Here is a 17,721-nt window from a genome sequence, read left to right as displayed (position 1 = left end):
GGCACCGAGATAGGGCTGGGCCATGATATAGCGCGTGTCCGGGCCGATGGCCGGCAGGGCCTCGCTGGACCGCGACGGCAGGAAGGCGACATCGGCGATGCCGAGATCGCGGAACAGCCGCGCAAACTGGTCCTCCACCACATCGGCCAGGCAGCCGGCGATGACGAGCGATGCCGTCTCTGCCTTCGCCGGCTGGGTGGCACCATCGGCCACCAGCGCCGCCAGGAAATTATCCTCGCCCTGGGTGAAGGTCGTCTCGATGCCGCTGCCCGAATAGCTGAGCACACGGTGGCGCGGCGCCAGGCGCCGGTTCAGCCGTTCCGCCGCGCGCGACAAATCCAGCTTGATGACCTCGGACGGACAGGACCCGACCAGTACCAGCATGCGGATGTCGGGCCGGCGCTGCAGCAGTTCCTCGACCACCCGGTCGAGTTCGTCATGCATGTCCGCCATGCCGGCAAGGTCGCGTTCTTCCATGATCGCCGTGGCGAAGCGCGGCTCGGAGAAGATCATCACGCCGGCGGCGGACTGGATCAGATGGGCGCAGGTGCGGGAGCCGACCACCAGGAAGAAGGCGTCCTGCATCTTGCGGTGCAGCCACATGATGGAGGTCAGGCCGCAGAACACCTCGTGCTGGCCGCGCTCGCGGATCAGCTGCCCGGAGCGGCAGGCCGCATCCTGCCCGGTATCGCGTGACGGCATGTTCTGTACGGCGGTCATCGGGACGGCTCCGCGGCCAACCCGACCGGCGCGGAACCAGCCTGAGCGGGGCGCTCCAGCCGCGCCATGCGCAGCTTCCACAGGAACTGCCCGGCATTCACGACGTAGGTGGCATAGGCGGCGAGCGCCAGGACCATCTGCCCGGCCGGGCCCAGCGCATCCAGATACAGGCACAGCAGATAGGCGGTGTGCAGCGCCAGCACCAGCATGGAAAAGACATCTTCCCAGAAGAAGGGCCGGGCGAAGAGGTATCGGCCGAACACCTCCTTCTCCCAGATCGAGCCGGTGACCATGATCGCGTACAGCGTCAGCGTCTTCACGACGATGGAGACCTGCGCGGCGACCAGGCCGTCGCCGGTTGCCAGATAGCGCAGGATGAGGGCCAGGCTGATCAGGAAGGCCAGAAACTGGACGGGTGCCAGCACCCCCTGAACCAATGTCCAGACGCTGCGGTCGCGCCGCTGCCGCTCCTCATCCGTGTAAAGCGCCTTGTAAGCGGCCGTTTTTTCGATCTGGGCCATCTGTAGGCTTCCTTCCCTACCGTGCCCGCCCTGCCGTACCTGACGAAGGGCGAACCGGACTGGGAAAGAGTAAACCCCGGATTTCAGAAGTGTCAACTTTCTTTGACGTATAAGATTGTTTACATGCGCGCCAACTAGGCGCATGGTGTACGGGCTTGTCGGCGCAAAGCGCGGCGCGATGAAAATCGCCACAAGAGCCCCAAACCCGCCGGCACTCCACTCCCCGAGGGATGAGGCGCCGTGACGATGGACAGAACCGACACAGCTTTGGCCGAATACGAACCGGCCTTCGCAGGACCGGCGGATATCGCTGCCTGGCATATGCGCGCTATTGCATGTGAAGCCGGGAACGCTTACTTAAAACCGGGTGAAAGAGAGAAACTCCGCCGCATTCTGCAAGGGACGGTGGCGCCCATGATGGCCGGGAACCTTGCGGCAATGTATGACCTGGGTCTGGAACACGACCGTCTTTACCGGAAGCCCCTCGCCCAGTTTCAAGACCTCATTCTGGCGCCGGGCACGCGGGCGGCCGTCCTCAAATCCTTTATCGAGCATAAGCTGCCGGCAGGCCGGCCCGACTATATGAAGGCGCTGTTCATCGAAGCCGCCGCCCGCCAGCTCGGCGAACGATGGGTCGGGGACAGCTGCGACTTCATTGATGTCACCATCGGAACGGCCCGCCTGCAGGACCTGATCCAGACCTTTGCCATGGAGACCCGGAATCCGGTTGGCACCACGATCAGGCCTTTCGCCGCCCTGATGACGCCCCAGGGCGAGCAGCACACGCTGACAACCCATCTGCTGGGCCTGCTGTTCGACACGCTGGGCTGGTCGCGGACCGTGGTCGATCCAGGCCCGAAAAATGCCGCCATGCTGGCCGCCACTGTGGCGCGCGCGGATGTCGTCTGCATTGGCTGGAGCAATGAGCGGCTGGCCGGTGAATTCCAGCACCTCGTCAGCCAGATCAGGAGGCTTAGCGCTGGCCGCAGACTCCCCCTGGTGGTTGGTGGCGCAGCCGCCTTGAAATCCGTTGATTTTCTTGTAGAAATAGGGATTGACTGCGTCTGTGACAGCGTCTATTCAGCTGCCAGGATTTGTAAAAGCTTTTATGATCTAGAAGAACTTAATCAACAGGCTTGTGCACCAGGCACCCCTCCTGCCGGAAAGACGGATACCGGCAGGACTGCAATTGTAAGCTCAAGCGGCATAGATTGGCTCAGCCCATGACACCCCCCAACGGTCATCCTGGGAGCGAAATTCAAGGGGTCGATGGCGGCCTCCTGAAGAAGCTTGACCCGGATGCCCTGGTGTCCCTGATCTCCCTCGGCGCGGACATCGTCATGTTCGTCGATGACAAGGGAATCATATCGAGCATCCGCATTTCCGATCCCAGGCTGGACGAGTGGGGCGTGACCGGCTTCGCCGGCAAGCGCCTGGCCGATTGCGTGACCATCGAGTCAGTGCCCAAAGTCGAGGCGATGCTGGCACCGGATACGAAGAACCGGCCGGCGCGCGGCTATCAGGTCAATCACCGCGTTGACGGCAGGCCCGACCTGCCGGTGGTCTATTCCGCCCACCGGGCCGACTGGCTGCCTTTCACGCTGGTCATCGGCCGCGACCTGCGGCAGCAATCGCTCGACCAGCAGCGCCTGGTCGAGACCCAGATGGCGATGGAGGCGGATTACCGCGCGCTGCAGGAAGCGGAAGCGCGCTACCGCACCGCCTTCAAGCTGTCCGCCGTCGCCCATCTGATGCTGGATGGCGACCGCAAGTCGGTGCTGGACGCGAACGCCGCCGCCCTGACACTGCTGGGGGCCGGAAAGGGCAGCCTGACCGGCAAGCCGATGCGCGATTTCTTCGGCAGGCAGGAACGCGAGCGGCTGACCGACGCGATCAGCGAGGCCCGCCACAGCGCCAGCCCCGTGCTGATCGACAGTATTCTGAGCGCCAAGGGCGAGGAGATGTCGCTCAGCCTGCGCTCCTACCGCGAAAATGGTGTCACCAACCTCTTCGTCTCGCTGTGGCCGTCCTCCGGCGCGCAGGAAATCCGCCTGCAGCGTGGCGCCGAGCCAGCAGTCGGTCACGCCATCGACCTGTCCGGCGTGCCCGAGGCCGCGGTGCAGACCGACGCAGACGGCCAGATTCAGGCGGCGAACACTTTGTTCCTCGACTTCGTCCATGCGCCATCGCTCAGCCAGGTGATCGGCCGGCATATCGGTTCCTGGTTCACCAAGGCCGCCATCGATATCCACGTCCTCTTCTCGCGGCTGGTGGACGAGGTCGTGGTGCGCGGCTTCTCCTCCGTGCTGACCGACAATCTGTCAGGCGACCGGCAGGTCTCAATCTCGGCGCGGCAGAACCCGGATACCGGCACGGTGCAGATCCTGGTGATCCCGCAGGTCCTCAGCAACGAGCGCATCGCCCTGCCGCCGCCGCGATCCGTCGATCAGGCCGAGGGTTTTGCCAGCCTGGTTGGCAAGGTGCCGCTGAAGGAGCTGATCCGTGAATCGCTGGATGTGATCGAGAAGATCTGCATCGAGGCGGCGCTCGACCAGACCAACAACAACCGCGCCGGCGCCGCCGAAATCCTCGGTCTGTCGCGGCAGAGCCTCTATATCAAGCTACGCCGGCATGGGCTGGAGGATTACCGGCCCGCCTCCGCCTCCTGACAGGCCGCTGCTGTCAATACGACTGCCTCCCCAAAACTGTAAATTAAAATTGACACTCCGAAGGGGCGAAGCTTAGCATCGCCTCATGGAAATGGCTCGCCCACAGACCGATACCGGCCCGTCACCCGTCAGGGGACCGACGCCGGGTGCCGTGCTGGCATTGCTGAAGCCGATCACCTGGTTTCCGCCGATGTGGGCCTATGTCTGCGGGGCCGTTGCCGCCGGGGCACCGATAGGCGAGCGCTGGTATCTGGTCGCCCTTGGCATCCTGCTGGCCGGTCCGCTGATCTGCGGCACCAGCCAGGCGGTGAATGACTGGTTCGACCGCCATGTCGATGCGATCAACGAACCGGACCGGGTGATCCCGTCGGGCCGCATGCCGGGTAGCTGGGGGCTCTATATCGCCATCGCCATGTCCGGCATTTCCGCCGCCGTGGCGCTGCTGCTCGGTCCGTGGGTGTTCACCGCCGCGCTGTTCGGCCTGGCCTTCGCCTGGGCCTACAGCGCCCCGCCCTTCCGCTTCAAGCAGAATGGCTGGATCGGCAACGGGCTGGTCGGCTTCAGCTACGAGACGCTGCCCTGGCTGACCGCCGCCGTCGCCGTGCTGGGCCATCCGCCCTCCTGGACGATGGCCGGCATCGCCCTGCTCTACGGGCTGGGCGCCCATGGAATCCTGACGCTGAACGATTTCAAGTCGATCCGCGGCGACCGCGAGATGGGCATCCGCAGCCTGCCGGCGCGCTATGGTGCGGGTATGGCCGCGCTGATCGCCTGCGCGGTGATCGCCCTGGCACAGGCCGGCGTGATCGTCATGCTGCACATGGCCGGGCTGGACGGTCATGCCATCCTCATCGAGGCGCTGGTCGCGGCGCAATTGCTGCTGATGGTGTGGTTCCTGCGCGATCCGGTCAGCCGCGCCATCCTCTATTCGGCCGCCGGTGTCGGCCTGTATGTCACCGGCATGATGGTCGCGGCCTTCGGGCTGCGCGGACTGGCGATGCCCGTTTAATTTTCCTGAGGGAGTGAGGCCATGCGTACTTCCCTCTTCCGCCCCCATCTCCCGGCCAGCGCCGGACTCGGCTGGCTGGATATCGTCCGGCTGGGGCTGGTGCAGGCGGCGCTCGGCGCCATCGTCGTGCTGACCAACTCCACGCTGAACCGCGTGCTGATCGTCGAGCTGGGGCTGGCGGCGGTGATTCCCGGCCTGCTGGTCGGCATCCATTATGCCGTGCAGATTTCCCGGCCAGTCTGGGGCCACCGTTCCGACACGGACGGCTCGCGGCAGCGCTGGATTCTGGGCGGGCTGGCCCTGCTGGGCCTGTCAGGCACCATGGCGGCAGCGTCCCCGCTCGCCTTCGCGCACAGCCAGGCGCTGGGCCTGCTGGTCGCCGTTCCAGCCTATGTGCTGATCGGCGTCGGCATCTGCGCCAGCGGCACCTCGCTGCTGGCCCTGCTGGCGACACGCACCGCGCCGGAGCGACGGGCAACGGCGGCGACCATCACCTGGATGATGATGATCGCCGGCATCGTCGTGACCTCCATCGTCACCGGCTTCCTGCTGGAACCCTATTCCCACCCGCGCCTGATTGCCGTGACGGCGGCGACCGGGGCGGCTGCCTTTGCCATCGCCTGCCTCGCGGTGCGGGGCGTGGAGCGCCGGCCGGCCCTGCCTGAAGCGACGCAGCGCCCGGCAGCGACCAGCTTCCGCGACAGCCTGGCCGATGTCTGGCAGGACCGGCAGGCCCGGATATTCACCCTGTTCGTCTTCCTGTCGATGCTGGCCTATTCGACGCAGGATCTGATCCTGGAGCCCTTCGCCGGGCTGATGTTCGGCATGACGCCGGGGCAATCCACCCGGCTGTCAGGCACCCAGCATGCCGGCATGCTGCTGGGCATGGCCATCGTCGGCATTTCCGGCTGGCTCTACGGCCGCCGCAACCCGGCCATCGCCCGGCATTTCATCGTCTGGGGCTGCGCCGGCTCGGGTCTGGCGCTGGCGGCGCTGGCGCTGTCCGCCTCGCATGCGCCGGCCTGGCCGCTGCAGGCCAACATCTTCCTGCTCGGCCTGATGAACGGCGCCTTCGCCGTCGCCGCCATCGGCACGATGATGCAGCTTGCCGGCCAGGGATCGAAAAAGAATGCCGGCATGCGCATGGGCGTCTGGGGCGCGGCGCAGGCCATCGCCTTCGGGCTGGGTGGGCTGCTCGGCACCATCGCCTTCGACCTGGGGCGCTGGGCAACCGGTCTCGATTCGACAGCCTTCGCGCTGGTGTTCGGCGGCGAGGCTGCTTTGTTCCTGCTCTCGACCCTGCTGGCGCTGCGCATCGGACCGTCCCGACGCGCCCAGCCGGAGCCAGAAAGCTATATACCCGGCCCTGTAGCGGCCGAATGACAGGGGGCGGCTAAAGCCGCCAGGAGGTTCACGATGGAAACTCTCTATGACGTCGCGGTGATCGGCGGCGGGCCGAGCGGCGCCACCGCCGCCGAACAGCTGGCGCGGGCGGGCTATCGCGTCGCGCTGGTCGATCCGGCGGATCGCATCAAGCCGTGCGGCGGGGCCATCCCCTCCCGCGCGTTAAAGGATTTCAGCATCCCCGAAAGCCAGCTGGTGTCCCGCGCCCATGGCGCGCGCATCATCGCGCCTTCCGGCCGCAGCGTGGAAATGCAGATCGGCGACCGTGGCTTCGTCGGTATGGTGGACCGCGCGACCTTCGACCCCTGGCTGCGTGCCCGCGCCGCACGGGCCGGGGCGGAGCCGGTGACGGGCCGGCTGATCGGGCTGGCAGAGGAGGCGGATGGCTGCATGGCGCTGGTGGTCAGGCCGTCGCGTTCTTCACCCGGCGCGACGGACCTCGACCTGATCTTGCGGGCGCGGCTGGTGATCGGCGCTGATGGCGCCAATTCTGCCGTGCGCCGGCTGGCCTTTCCCGCCGCCAAAAAGCCGCGCTATGTCTTCGCCTATCATGAGATCGTCGAGAGTCCGGTTGGTGAGACACCAGAGGGCTTCCATCCGGCGCGCTGCGACGTCGTCTATGACGGACGCATTTCGCCGGATTTCTATGGCTGGGTGTTTCCGCACGGGCCCTACAGCTCGGTCGGTACCGGCACGGCGGTGAAGGGCCACGATCTGCGGCAGGCGACTGCCGCGCTGCGCCGCGCCTCGGGCATGGAGAACTGCCGCACCGTCCGGCGGGAAGGCGCACCGCTGCCGCTGAAGGCGATGCGGCGCTGGGACAATGGCCGAAACATCCTGCTGATCGGCGATGCGGCGGGGACCGTGGCGCCCTCCTCCGGCGAGGGCATCTATTACGCCATGCTGTGCGGGCAGCTTGCGGCGGATGCCGTCGTCGATTGCCTGGCAAGCGGGCAGGCCGCCCCGCTGAAGCAGGTCCGCCGCCGCTTTATGCGCGAGCATGGCCGGGTCTTCCTGATCCTCGGCATCATGCAGAGTGTCTGGTACCGCAACGACCGGCTGCGCGAGAAATTCGTGACCATGTGCGCCGATCCGGACATCCAGCGCCTGACCTGGGAATCCTATCTCGACAAGAAGCTGACGCGGCGCGATCCGCTCGCCCATATCCGCATCTTCTTCAAGGACCTCGCCCAGCTGCTCGGCATCCCGGCGGCGCAGAAATGACGCTGCTCGCCGACTGGCTCGGCTGGCTGCCGCCGGTTGCCGTGGTGATCCTGTGGGCCGAAACCGCGCTGCTCAGCGCGCTTGCACCAGGGCCGCTGGACCGCTTGCGGGCACTCGCACCGAACGCCACCTCCGGCACCTGCCTGCTGCTGGCGCTGGGAGTAGCGCTGCGGGATGGCGGCGCGGTCTGGATCGTCGGGCTGCTGGCCCTCTCCCTGCTGGCCCATGCTCTGGATGTGTTGCAGAGGCTGGCCGGTCAGCGGGCGGAATTCAGCCGCAGCACCGAATAGTTCAGCGCGCCCGCCGTGCTGACCCAGACGAGATAAGGCAGGAACAGCAGCGCGGCCAGCGTCGAGATCGGCCAGGCCAGCACGATGAAGGCAGCAACCGACAGCCACAGCACACCGATATCGGCCAGCGCCAGATCCATGCGCCGCCGCCCGAAGAACAGCCAGGACCAGGCGGCATTGGCCAGGATCTGCACGCCCCAGGCCAGCATCGCCGCAGACCATCCGGCCTGCTGCCAGACGATCCAGCCGGCATAGGCGATCATCATGTAGAGAATCGTCCAGACCACCGGGAACGCCCATTTCGGCGGGGTCCAGGCGGGCTTTCGCAGGGTCTCGTACCAGGGGCCGGGCTTGAAGATGGCGCCGCTGGAGGCGGTGGCGACCACGATGAGAATGAACGCGATTGCGGAGATCAAACGGTTTCGCCTTTCCGGGGCAATCCTATCCGGGAACCGGCCCTGCCCCTTGTGTCTGCTGTCAACATAGGTTGTCGGAGAGGGATTACCAAGAAACAGAAATGCCGGAAGTCGGACCGTGTGTGTAAAAAAAAGTTTACAGTTCATTAAGTCTCGCTGAATATGGAAGCATAATACCGTCCACGTTGCGACGGCCGACACCGCCCGGTGCTGGGGGATACGCCGCTCACCCTTTCTGAAAAGCGGATTTCATTCAGCATCAAGGCGTTCGGTCACCGGAGAAAGAAGCTTCCCCGGTCGCGGTGAGAAGCCGGCAGGCCCGGTCGAGACGACCAAGTCGAGACGACAGGCCCACCGGTGACAACCGGACTGCGCAATGGAAAAGGCGCCAGACAAGCGTCAACTAAAATGGACGGTCCATTGCCGGGAGGACATGCGATGGGCTTGATTTCAGCACCGGTAACCGCCACGCCGCTGCTCGATGGCGTGACCGGTCCCAAAGACCTCCGGACAATGGACTCCGAGACGCTGGTCCGGCTTGCCGGCGAATTGCGGGCCGAGACGATCCGCATCGTCTCCAGGACCGGCGGGCACCTCGGTTCCAGCCTTGGCGTCATCGAGCTGACGCTGGCAATCCACGCGATTTTCGACACGCCGCACGACAAGCTGATCTGGGATGTCAGCCATCAGTGCTACCCGCACAAGATTCTGACCGGACGCCGCGAGCGCATGCTGGGCCTGCGCAAGAAAGATGGTCCCTCCGGCTTCACCCGGCGCGCCGAAAGCCCCTACGATCCCTTCGGGGCCGCGCATTCCTCCACCTCCATCTCCGCCGGCCTTGGCTTCGCCATGGCGCGGGAGCTGGGCGGCGATCCGGGCGATGTGGTCTGTGTCATCGGCGATGGCGCCATGTCGGCCGGCATGGCTTTCGAGGCGATCAACAATGCCGGCGCGCTGGGCAAGCGCATCTTCGTCATCCTGAACGACAACGCCATGTCGATCAGCCCGTCCACCGGGGCGTTCGCGACCTATCTGGCAGAACTCGGCGCGCGGCCCGGCGAAGAGCGCAGCTTCTTCGCGCAGATGGGCTTTGCCTATCACGGGCCGGTGGATGGTCATGACCTGCCCGGATTGCTGGAAAGCCTGCGGTCCCTCAGGGAGGAGGCCACAGGCCCGGTGCTGCTGCATGCAATCACCCGCAAGGGGGCGGGCTACGATGCCGCCGAAACCTCGGCGGACAAATATCATGGCGTTGCCAAGTTCGATGTCGAAACCGGGCAGCAGGCGAAGGCCGCCGCCACGGCGCCCAGCTACACAAAGGTATTCGCCGGCGCGCTGGTGAAGGAGGCGGAGAAGGACAGCCGCATCATCGCCATCACCGCCGCGATGGAGGCCGGCACTGGCGTCGATATCTTCCGCCGGCACTTCCCCAACCGCGCCTTCGATGTCGGCATCGCAGAGCAGCATGCCGTGACCTTCGCCGCCGGGCTGGCGGCCGGCGGCATGAAGCCATTCTGCGCGATCTATTCCACCTTCCTGCAGCGCGGCTACGACCAGATCGTCCATGATGTCGCCCTGCAGGGGCTGCCGGTCCGCTTCGCCATTGACCGCGCCGGGCTGGTCGGCGCCGACGGCCCGACCCATGCCGGCGCCTTCGATGTGGGTTACCTGGCGAACCTGCCCGGCTTCACCGTCATGGCGGCCAGCGACGAGGCAGAGCTGGTGAACATGGTGGCGACAGCCGCTGCGCATGACAGCGGACCGATTGCCTTCCGCTATCCCCGTGGCGAAGGCACCGGCGTGGCCATGCCCGAGACCGGCGTACCGCTGCCCATCGGCAAGGGCCGCGTGGTGGCGGCTGGCGGCACGGTGGCGCTGCTGTCCTTCGGTGGCCGGCTGGGCGAATGCCTGATGGCCCGGCAGATGCTGGCCACGCACGGTATTCCGGTGACGGTAGCGGATGCGCGCTTCGCCAAGCCGTTGGATACCGGGCTGCTGGAAGAGCTGTACGAGACCCATGAGCTGCTGGTGACCATAGAGGAAGGAGCGAGCGGCGGCTTCGCGGCCCTTGTGCTCGGCCATCTCGCCGGGCGGGGGCTGCTGGACGGGCATCTGGGTTCCCGTTGCGCGCTGCGCACCATGACCCTGCCCGACCGGTTCATCGCGCAGGCCTCACCGGAGGAAATGTACGAAGACGCCGGGTTGAGCGCGCACCACATCGCCCTACTTGTGCGGGATGTGCTGGCCGCCAGAAGCGTGGTGCCCCTGGCAGCACGCCAGTTGAACGGCCGGCATGTCAGACGGGTTCAGGTAGCGGAGTAGTGACAGAAGACCGGGTCCCAAGGTGCATTGCTTTCGGTGCCGACAGAGCGTTAGGATACGCTTAACCAAGGAGGCGCCAGACCACCTGGACCGAATAACGGGAGGGGGAAATGGCCAATGACAATTCAGGCCGGCCATCAGGTGCGGATAACCAGTCCTCGAACCAGCCGATAGACTCGGATACTGGTCAGACTGGCAGATTTCACGGCGCTGAACATTTGAGCGCCAGGGACCACGGGGTTCTCGAAAACGCCATCCGGAAATCGGTTTCGCGCATGGTCGGAGCCGGCCATCCGGAAATTCCTCAGGCGGAGCCGCCGAAAGCGAATGCCGACGCCGGCGCTGAGGCGGGTCTGTGCGGACTGGATTTCGACCCGAGGCTGTATCCCGAACAGGACCCCGTTGCCAGCCAGCTGCCGGGAACAGACAAGGCCATTTCCTATCGCAACGCCCTCAAGGAAGCGCTGATCGACATCGACCCGCGCGCGCACCGGGCGATGATCGAGGAGCTGCAGGCCAGCGGCGTGCCGATGCAGACCCTGGCGATCCACCTGTTCTCGCCGGTCGCGGCACGGCTAGGCGACCAGTGGTGCGACGACGAGATCGATTTCATGCTGGTCGCGGTGGCCTCCACCCGGCTCTCCATGATCATCAACCATCTGTCACACCTGTCCATCCAGCGGACGCAGTCGCAGGACGACCGGCCCGTCCGCCGGGTGCTGCTGGCGCGCACCGGCAAGGCCGCCCACACCATCGGCGTGGCAATCGTGGCCAGCTGCTTCCGAGAGATGGGCTGGGTGGTCGATGGCGGTGTCGATACGGAGCTGGACGACACCATCCACAAGCGCCTGTCCAACACGCCCTATCACCTGCTGGGTATTTCCGTCGGGCAGGTGGACCAGGTGGAGGAATGCACCCGGACGATCCGGCGCATCCACGCCACCCCCAGCCCCAGGCGCCTGAAGATCGCGGTCGGCGGCCCGGCCGTGCTGGCCAACCCCGATGCCTTCAACCGCATCGGGGCGGACATCGTGGCGCAGTCGGCGCTGCAGGTCGTCAGCTACGCCGACAGCATCCGGGCATAAAACCGGGGCCTGAACCGGGCAATCTTCAAATAACCGTGATGCGTGCTTTGGCAGGCGGGCGTACCTACCCCATATTGGATGCAGATTTCCGCAGCCCGTAGAGGGATTCCCATGCGCTACGCCAAGACCAAGGACGCCATCGCCCGGCTGACGCCCGAACAGTACCGGGTGACGCAGGAGAACGGCACCGAACGCCCCTTCACCGGCGAATATAACGACAACAAGCAGCCCGGCCTGTATGTCGATATCGTCTCCGGCGAACCGCTGTTCGTCTCCACCGACAAGTTCGAATCCGGCTGCGGCTGGCCCAGCTTCACCAAACCGGTCGAGCCGGCGAATGTGGCGGAGCTGCGCGACACCAGCCACGGCATGATCCGCATCGAGGTGCGCTCCGCCCATGGCGACAGCCATCTGGGCCATGTCTTCCCGGACGGGCCGCGCGACCGCGGGGGCCTGCGCTACTGCATCAATTCCGCCTCGCTGCGCTTCATCCCGCGCGACCGCATGGAGGAAGAAGGCTATGGCGCCTATCTGGACCAGGTGAAGGAGAACTGACATGACCGAAAAAGCGATGACCGAGAAAGCGATTCTGGCCGGCGGCTGCTTCTGGGGCATGCAGGACCTCATCCGCCGGCAGCCCGGCATCCTGTCCACCCGCGTCGGCTATACCGGCGGCGACGTGCCGAACGCGACCTACCGCAACCACGGCAGCCATGCCGAGGGCATCGAGATCGTCTTCGACCCGGCGGTCACCAGCTACCGCCGCATCCTGGAATATTTCTTCCAGATCCACGACCCGACGACGCCGAACCGCCAGGGCAATGATCGCGGCCCCTCCTACCGTTCGGCGATCTATTATCTGAACGAGGAACAGCACCGCGTGGCGCTGGACACCATCGCCGATGTGAACGCCTCCGGCCTGTGGCCCGGCAGGGTGGTGACGGAGGTCGATCCTGCCGGCGATTTCTGGCAGGCCGAGCCGGAGCATCAGGATTACCTGGAACGCTACCCCAACGGCTATACCTGCCACTTCCCGCGCCCCAACTGGGTGCTGCCGAAGCGCAACGCGGCGGAGTAAGACGAAAAAATTCAGGCGCGCGTGTCACATTCCGCCCTTCTGTCTCGTCAGGCAGGCATCGACCCTGTTTAACCCGACGAGAGGAAGCGACAATGACACCGCGTCTGAACAACCCGCACGGGCTTGGTACCGGCCCGATCAAGGCCATGGTGGCGCTGGAGGGAGCCCTCTCCAAATGCAGCCTCGATCATGGGCTGCTGGAGCTGGTGAAGCTGCGGGCCTCGCAGATCAATGGCTGCGCCTTCTGCATCCACATGCATTCGACCTGGCTGCGCGCCTCCGGCGAGACCGAGATGCGCCTCTACATGCTGAATGCCTGGCGCGAATCCTCGCTCTATACGCCGCGCGAGCGCGCCGCCTTGGCCTGGACCGAGGCGCTGACCCTGCTTGCCGAAACCGGCGCGCCGGACGAGGATTACGCCCTGGTAAAGGCCGAGTTCAGCGAGGAGGAACAGGTGGACCTGACCATCGCCATCGGCGCGATCAATGTGTGGAACCGGCTGCAGGTCGGCTTCCGCGCGGCGCATCCGGTGGACAAGGCAGCCGCTTGAGCGCGCAGGCCGCCCTCACCGGCCCGTTCGAGGCGCAGCGGCCCCGGCTGCTGCGTCTTGCCTACCGCATGCTGGGCTCCCGCGCGGAATCCGAGGATATCGTGCAGGAGGCCTGGCTGCGCTGGCAGGCGGCCGACCGCAGCACCGTCGCGGAGCCGGCGGCCTATCTCAGCCGCATCGTCACAAGGCTGTGCCTGGATGCGCTGAAATCCGCCCGCGCCCGGCGCGAGACCTATATCGGCCCCTGGCTGCCGGAGCCGGTCGCCGAGCCGCCGGAGGAGGAGCCCCGCGCGGACGAGCTGACCCTGACCCTGATGCTGGCGCTGGAACGGCTGTCGCCGCTGGAGCGCGCCGCCTTCCTGCTGCATGACGTGTTCGGGGTGCCGCTGGGCGAGGTGGCGGCGACGCTGGAGCGCGAACCCGCCGCCGTGCGCCAGCTGGCCTCGCGCGCCCGCCGGCATGTACGCGAGGCCCGGCCGCGCTACGAGGTCGGGCGGGAGGAAGGGGAGCGGCTGGCCCGCGCCTTCTTCGACGCCTCCTCGAAGGGGGATGTGCAGGGCTTGAGCACCCTGCTGGCCGAGGATGCGGTGCTGCACGCCGATGGCGGCGGCAAGGTGATCGCCTTCCACAACCCGATCCGGGGGCTGGCGCGCATCCTGCGGCTCTATGCGGGCTTAAGGCGTAAATACAGCCCGGAGCAGATCGTGCTGATCCGCCCGCTGCGCATCGACGGGCTGCCCGGCTATCTCAGCCGCGAGCGCGATGGCATCCTGCAGACAACCGCCTTCGACATACGCGATGGCCGCATCGCCGCCATCTACATCACCCGCAACCCGGACAAGCTCGCCCGGCTGGTGGATGAGGTGGGAGTGTGAGGGGGATTTCTACTTTGTAATAGAATCAGGTCACGGTGATACCGACTAGCTCAAATGCTACCCTTCGTCTTCTAGAAAGGCGAAGATTGAAGTCAGCATCCTTGTGTCGTAGCGCTCGTCCAGACGCGCTTGGCGGGACAGGTTTACGAATTGCTTCTCCGCAACAACGATGTCTGCAAAGGGCAACACTGTTATGAACGACATCATGTCCCGCAAATCATTCTCTGAGATTGCTCGCCCTTGATCCTCAAGCCGGACGGCCAGTTCACGCTCGATATTCAAGACTGGCACGTCGACTGCGATGCTGCGTATCAGCGAGGAGCCGATGTCACTGACCGTCGACCAACCGAGCCCCAAATCTTGTGCAATCGACAGTATAAAGTCGAACTCGTCGATGATAAGACCCGCCCCATATGCGCGTTTTCTAACGGAAATCGGCTCGCTAGCGACACGAGCGCGGCGATACTCAATGCGGGCAATTAGGTCAGCTGAGGCTGCGCTGTAGCGTTGAATGACTCCGCGCCGGAAATCGTCGTCACTGAACGCTAGACAATCGAACAGCGCACGGCCCGGATCTCGCTGTATGGAGTTAATCACTCGTGCTGGCACCTCCAAGCCGTAGATTTCCGGAGTGTAATCCGCTACGGCCTCCAACCAAACATCGGAAAGAAACCAACTTTGTGGCAAATCAGGGCGGAGAATCTCTGACTTAGTGGCGAGGTAGGCGGCTAGGGTCTCAGTGAAAACTCGACGCCTTCCTCGAAAAACCCACCCGCCGCTGATCAGTGACTGAACGAGCGCTAAGTTGACGCGCCTACCAGGAACATTGGTTTTTAAAGTTTCGTAGATGTTGGCGAAGGTCAGCGGCACCACGATCGAACCAGAACGGACGAGATCGACAACTTTCGCCAGCGCTTCATATTCCTTGGGGTAGCGCTCCTTCTCCCAAGAGCCTTTCGCAAGCTCTATCCAAGCGTTCTGGTCGAGGTATACGATACGGGCCATGACCTTCCAACGCGTGATGAAAGCTACTTACAGGATTTTCCTGTTCGCATAGAACATCAAGCTTGGAGAAAAATAGTCAAATACAATGAGACGACACAAGGCAACTAAATGCATCACAATTGAATATTTTGAGATATTATTTTCCGCAAGAAGAGAACATTATTTTTTATTCCGCATGACCGTCCACTGAGGTCTTGCGAGTGATATCATAGATCACGCGGTTCACACGTTTCGCCTCATTTAATACACTCCCTTGAAGATTGCTATCATCGCCATCATATTGATAGCATAACAATGAATCACCGCAGGTTGCCATCATGGCTGCTGTCACCATTCGCAATCTCCCGGAGGAAGTGCATCGCGCGCTGAAAGTCCGCGCGGCGCAGCATAATCGCAGCGCGGAAGCGGAGATGCGCGCCATTCTGGAGGCCGCCGTACGCCCCGAGGGACGCTTGCGACTCGGCACGGCCATGGCGGATGTTAGCCGGAAGATGGGGCTCACCAATGCCGATGTCGAGGCGCTGGAGGAATCCCTCGAACAAGTCCGCGACACCCGCCCCGCCGAGCCCTTCAAGTTCGAATGATCCTGCTCGATACCAATATCGTCTCGGAGGCGATCAAGCCTGAGCCCCACCCATCGGTTCTCGCCTGGCTCGACGCTCAGGCGGCGGAGACGCTGTTCCTGTCCAGCATCACCGTCGCCGAACTTCTCTTCGGCATCGGCGTGCTCCCCAAGGGCAAGCGAAAAGAAACGCTGGCAGAACGGATCGCGCGGCTGTTGAGCCAGTTCGCCGACCGCATCCTGCCCTTCGACACGGAAGCGGCGCGGCACTATGCCGATCTCGCGGTGCAGGCCCGCACCGCCGGGCGAGGCTTCCCGACGCCAGATGGCTACATCGCCGCGATTGCCGCCGCGCACGGCTTCGCCGTGGCCACGCGAGACAACAGCGCCTTTACCGCTGCGGGACTGACCGTAATCGACCCTTGGAAGGCCTAAGCCCTCACTCCCACTCGATGGTTCCGGGGGGCTTGGAAGTGATGTCGTAGGTCACGCGGTTGACGCCCTTCACCTCGTTGATGATGCGGGTGGCGACGCGGGACAGGAATTCCATGTCGAAATGGTAGAAATCGGCGGTCATGCCATCGACCGAGGTGACGGCGCGCAGCGCGCAGACGAACTCGTAGGTCCGCCCGTCGCCCATCACGCCCACGGTCTGCACCGGCAGCAGCACGGCGAAGGCCTGCCAGATCGCGTCATACAGGCCGGCCTTGCGGATCTCGTCGAGATAGACCGCATCGGCCTGGCGCAGAATGTCCAGCTTCTCGCGCGTCACGCCGCCGGGGCAGCGGATGGCGAGGCCCGGCCCCGGGAAGGGGTGGCGGCCGACGAAGCGGTCGGGCAGGCCCAGCTCGCGGCCCAGCGCGCGCACCTCGTCCTTGAACAGCTCGCGCAGCGGTTCCACCAGCTTCATGTTCATGCGCGCGGGCAGGCCGCCGACATTGTGGTGCGACTTGATGGTCACGCTGGGGCCGCCGGTGAAGGAAACGCTCTCGATCACATCCGGGTAGAGCGTGCCCTGGGCCAGGAAATCGGCGCCGCCGATCTTCTTCGCCTCGGCCTCGAACACGTCGATGAACAGCCGGCCGATGGTCTTGCGCTTCACCTCCGGGTCGCTCTGGCCTTCCAGCGCGCCGATGAAGGTGTCGCTGGCATCCACATGCACCAGCGGGATGTTGTAATGGTCGCGGAACATGGTCACGACCTCTTCCGCCTCGTTGAGGCGCATGAGGCCATGATCGACGAACACGCAGGTCAGCTGGTCGCCGATGGCCTCATGGATCAGGATCGCCGCCACCGAGGAATCGACACCGCCGGACAGGCCGCAGATCACCCGGCCGGAGCCGACCTGTTTGCGGATCGCCTCCACCGCCTGCTGGCGGAAGGCGGCCATGGTCCAGTCGCCCCTGCAGCCGGCGACGTTCAGCACGAAATTGTGGATCAGCTTCGCGCCGTCCGGCGTGTGCACCACCTCCGGGTGGAACATCAGGCCGTAATAGTGCCGGCCCTCATCCTCGATCAGCGCATAGGGCGCGTTCTGCGACACGCCCTTCACCTTGAAGCCGGGGGGCAGCTGCGTGATGCGGTCGCCATGGCTCATCCACACCGTATGCTTTTCGCCCGGCGCCCAGACGCCATCGAACAGGCCGGAGGGCTCCTTGACATCCAGCAGCGCGCGGCCGAATTCGCGGTGATGGCCGCTTTCCACCGTGCCGCCCAGCTGGGCTGCCATGGTCATCTGGCCATAGCAGATGCCCAGCAGCGGCACACCCATGTCGAACACCAGCTGCGGCGCGCGGGGGCTGCCCTCCTCCGCCGGGCTGGCCGGCCCGCCGGACAGGATGATCGCCTTCGGGCCAAACTCCCGGATGCGGGCGGGATCGACATTGAAGGGGAATATCTCGCAATAGACGCCGGCCTCGCGCACCCGCCGGGCGATGAGCTGCGTGACCTGGCTGCCGAAATCGAGGATCAGGATGCGGTCTGTCATGGC

Annotated in this window: 19 protein-coding genes; 14 read left to right on the top strand and 5 right to left on the bottom strand. The window is 64.9% G+C overall.

What is annotated here, in order from left to right; genetic code table 11:
- Both MK313_RS08260 and bchF read right to left on the bottom strand, forming a co-directional pair.
- Positions 1-720: ferredoxin:protochlorophyllide reductase (ATP-dependent) subunit N (locus MK313_RS08260; RefSeq protein ID WP_416054116.1), on the bottom strand; the 720-nt coding region annotated here is incomplete at its 3' end.
- A complete protein-coding gene (gene bchF, locus MK313_RS08255) occupies positions 717-1,241 on the bottom strand; it encodes a 2-vinyl bacteriochlorophyllide hydratase (protein ID WP_121220530.1) in 525 nt (174 codons plus the stop codon). The genes bchF and MK313_RS08260, both read right to left, overlap by 4 nt.
- A 246-nt stretch (positions 1,242-1,487) precedes the next feature.
- On the opposite strand from bchF, the gene MK313_RS08250 reads away from it, so the two are divergent.
- From MK313_RS08250 to MK313_RS08225, 6 genes are all read left to right on the top strand, one after another.
- Positions 1,488-2,468, top strand: a complete 981-nt coding sequence (locus tag MK313_RS08250) for a cobalamin-binding protein (RefSeq protein WP_287780806.1) — start codon at positions 1,488-1,490, stop codon at positions 2,466-2,468.
- Between the two features lie 80 nt (positions 2,469-2,548).
- A complete protein-coding gene (gene ppsR, locus MK313_RS08245) occupies positions 2,549-3,910 on the top strand; it encodes a transcriptional regulator PpsR (RefSeq protein ID WP_008944409.1) in 1,362 nt (453 codons plus the stop codon).
- 85 nt (positions 3,911-3,995) lie between these two features.
- On the top strand, positions 3,996-4,919 hold the full coding sequence (gene chlG, locus MK313_RS08240) for a chlorophyll synthase ChlG (protein ID WP_322098631.1): 924 nt from the start codon (positions 3,996-3,998) through the stop codon (positions 4,917-4,919).
- A gap of 21 nt (positions 4,920-4,940) precedes the next feature.
- Entirely contained in the window at positions 4,941-6,302 is a 1,362-nt protein-coding gene (locus MK313_RS08235; RefSeq protein WP_287780802.1) for a BCD family MFS transporter, read from the top strand.
- Between the two features lie 33 nt (positions 6,303-6,335).
- Complete coding sequence (locus MK313_RS08230) at positions 6,336-7,547, top strand: geranylgeranyl diphosphate reductase (protein ID WP_287780800.1); 1,212 nt, start codon at positions 6,336-6,338, stop codon at positions 7,545-7,547.
- Entirely contained in the window at positions 7,544-7,837 is a 294-nt protein-coding gene (locus MK313_RS08225) for a hypothetical protein (protein WP_008944405.1), read from the top strand. The genes MK313_RS08230 and MK313_RS08225 overlap by 4 nt, the downstream gene beginning before the upstream one ends.
- On the opposite strand, the gene MK313_RS08220 is transcribed toward MK313_RS08225, so the two are convergent.
- On the bottom strand, positions 7,804-8,253 hold the full coding sequence (locus MK313_RS08220; protein ID WP_121220516.1) for a TspO/MBR family protein: 450 nt from the start codon (positions 8,251-8,253) through the stop codon (positions 7,804-7,806). The genes MK313_RS08225 and MK313_RS08220 overlap by 34 nt on opposite strands.
- 438 nt (positions 8,254-8,691) lie before the next feature.
- Between MK313_RS08220 and MK313_RS08215 the strand changes: the two genes are divergently transcribed.
- From MK313_RS08215 to MK313_RS08190, 6 genes are all read left to right on the top strand, one after another.
- Entirely contained in the window at positions 8,692-10,575 is a 1,884-nt protein-coding gene (locus tag MK313_RS08215) for a 1-deoxy-D-xylulose-5-phosphate synthase (RefSeq protein ID WP_287780798.1), read from the top strand.
- 275 nt (positions 10,576-10,850) lie between these two features.
- The gene (locus MK313_RS08210) at positions 10,851-11,660 is read left to right on the top strand and encodes a B12-binding domain-containing protein (RefSeq protein ID WP_287780797.1); all 810 of its coding nucleotides are present in this window, start codon (positions 10,851-10,853) and stop codon (positions 11,658-11,660) included.
- A 111-nt stretch (positions 11,661-11,771) separates the two neighbouring features.
- Complete coding sequence (gene msrB, locus MK313_RS08205; RefSeq protein ID WP_287780796.1) at positions 11,772-12,215, top strand: peptide-methionine (R)-S-oxide reductase MsrB; 444 nt, start codon at positions 11,772-11,774, stop codon at positions 12,213-12,215.
- Between the two features lie 16 nt (positions 12,216-12,231).
- The gene (gene msrA / locus MK313_RS08200; RefSeq protein ID WP_287780804.1) at positions 12,232-12,738 is read left to right on the top strand and encodes a peptide-methionine (S)-S-oxide reductase MsrA; all 507 of its coding nucleotides are present in this window, start codon (positions 12,232-12,234) and stop codon (positions 12,736-12,738) included.
- Between the two features lie 92 nt (positions 12,739-12,830).
- Positions 12,831-13,289: a carboxymuconolactone decarboxylase family protein gene (locus tag MK313_RS08195; RefSeq protein ID WP_121220510.1), complete on the top strand. Its 459-nt coding sequence runs from the start codon at positions 12,831-12,833 to the stop codon at positions 13,287-13,289.
- Positions 13,286-14,164, top strand: a complete 879-nt coding sequence (locus tag MK313_RS08190; RefSeq protein WP_287780795.1) for a sigma-70 family RNA polymerase sigma factor — start codon at positions 13,286-13,288, stop codon at positions 14,162-14,164. Before MK313_RS08195 ends, MK313_RS08190 begins: the two co-directional genes overlap by 4 nt.
- A 57-nt stretch (positions 14,165-14,221) precedes the next feature.
- Here the strand turns inward: MK313_RS08190 and MK313_RS08185 are convergent, their stop codons facing one another.
- Positions 14,222-15,169 carry a hypothetical protein gene (locus tag MK313_RS08185; protein ID WP_287780794.1) on the bottom strand — a complete coding sequence of 316 codons (948 nt, stop codon included), beginning with the start codon at positions 15,167-15,169 and terminating at the stop codon, positions 14,222-14,224.
- A 317-nt stretch (positions 15,170-15,486) separates the two neighbouring features.
- Here MK313_RS08185 and MK313_RS08180 point away from each other — a divergent pair, with 317 nt between their 5' ends.
- Together MK313_RS08180 and MK313_RS08175 are read left to right on the top strand one after the other, a co-directional pair.
- Positions 15,487-15,753 (top strand): FitA-like ribbon-helix-helix domain-containing protein, encoded by a 267-nt coding sequence (locus tag MK313_RS08180; RefSeq protein WP_287780793.1) that lies wholly within the window; start codon positions 15,487-15,489, stop codon positions 15,751-15,753.
- Positions 15,750-16,166, top strand: a complete 417-nt coding sequence (locus tag MK313_RS08175) for a type II toxin-antitoxin system VapC family toxin (RefSeq protein WP_287780792.1) — start codon at positions 15,750-15,752, stop codon at positions 16,164-16,166. Before MK313_RS08180 ends, MK313_RS08175 begins: the two co-directional genes overlap by 4 nt.
- Before the next feature lie 4 nt (positions 16,167-16,170).
- Here MK313_RS08175 and guaA read toward each other — a convergent pair whose 3' ends face one another.
- The gene (guaA, locus tag MK313_RS08170) at positions 16,171-17,718 is read right to left on the bottom strand and encodes a glutamine-hydrolyzing GMP synthase (RefSeq protein ID WP_287780791.1); all 1,548 of its coding nucleotides are present in this window, start codon (positions 17,716-17,718) and stop codon (positions 16,171-16,173) included.
- Positions 17,719-17,721: the final 3 nt, after the last annotated feature.

Origin of the sequence: Oceanibaculum sp. (genome assembly GCF_022449305.1) — a bacterium.
GTDB lineage: Bacteria > Pseudomonadota > Alphaproteobacteria > Oceanibaculales > Oceanibaculaceae > Oceanibaculum > Oceanibaculum indicum.
Note: the sequence above shows the minus strand (reverse complement) of the source record. Positions and strands in the feature narration are given on the sequence as shown.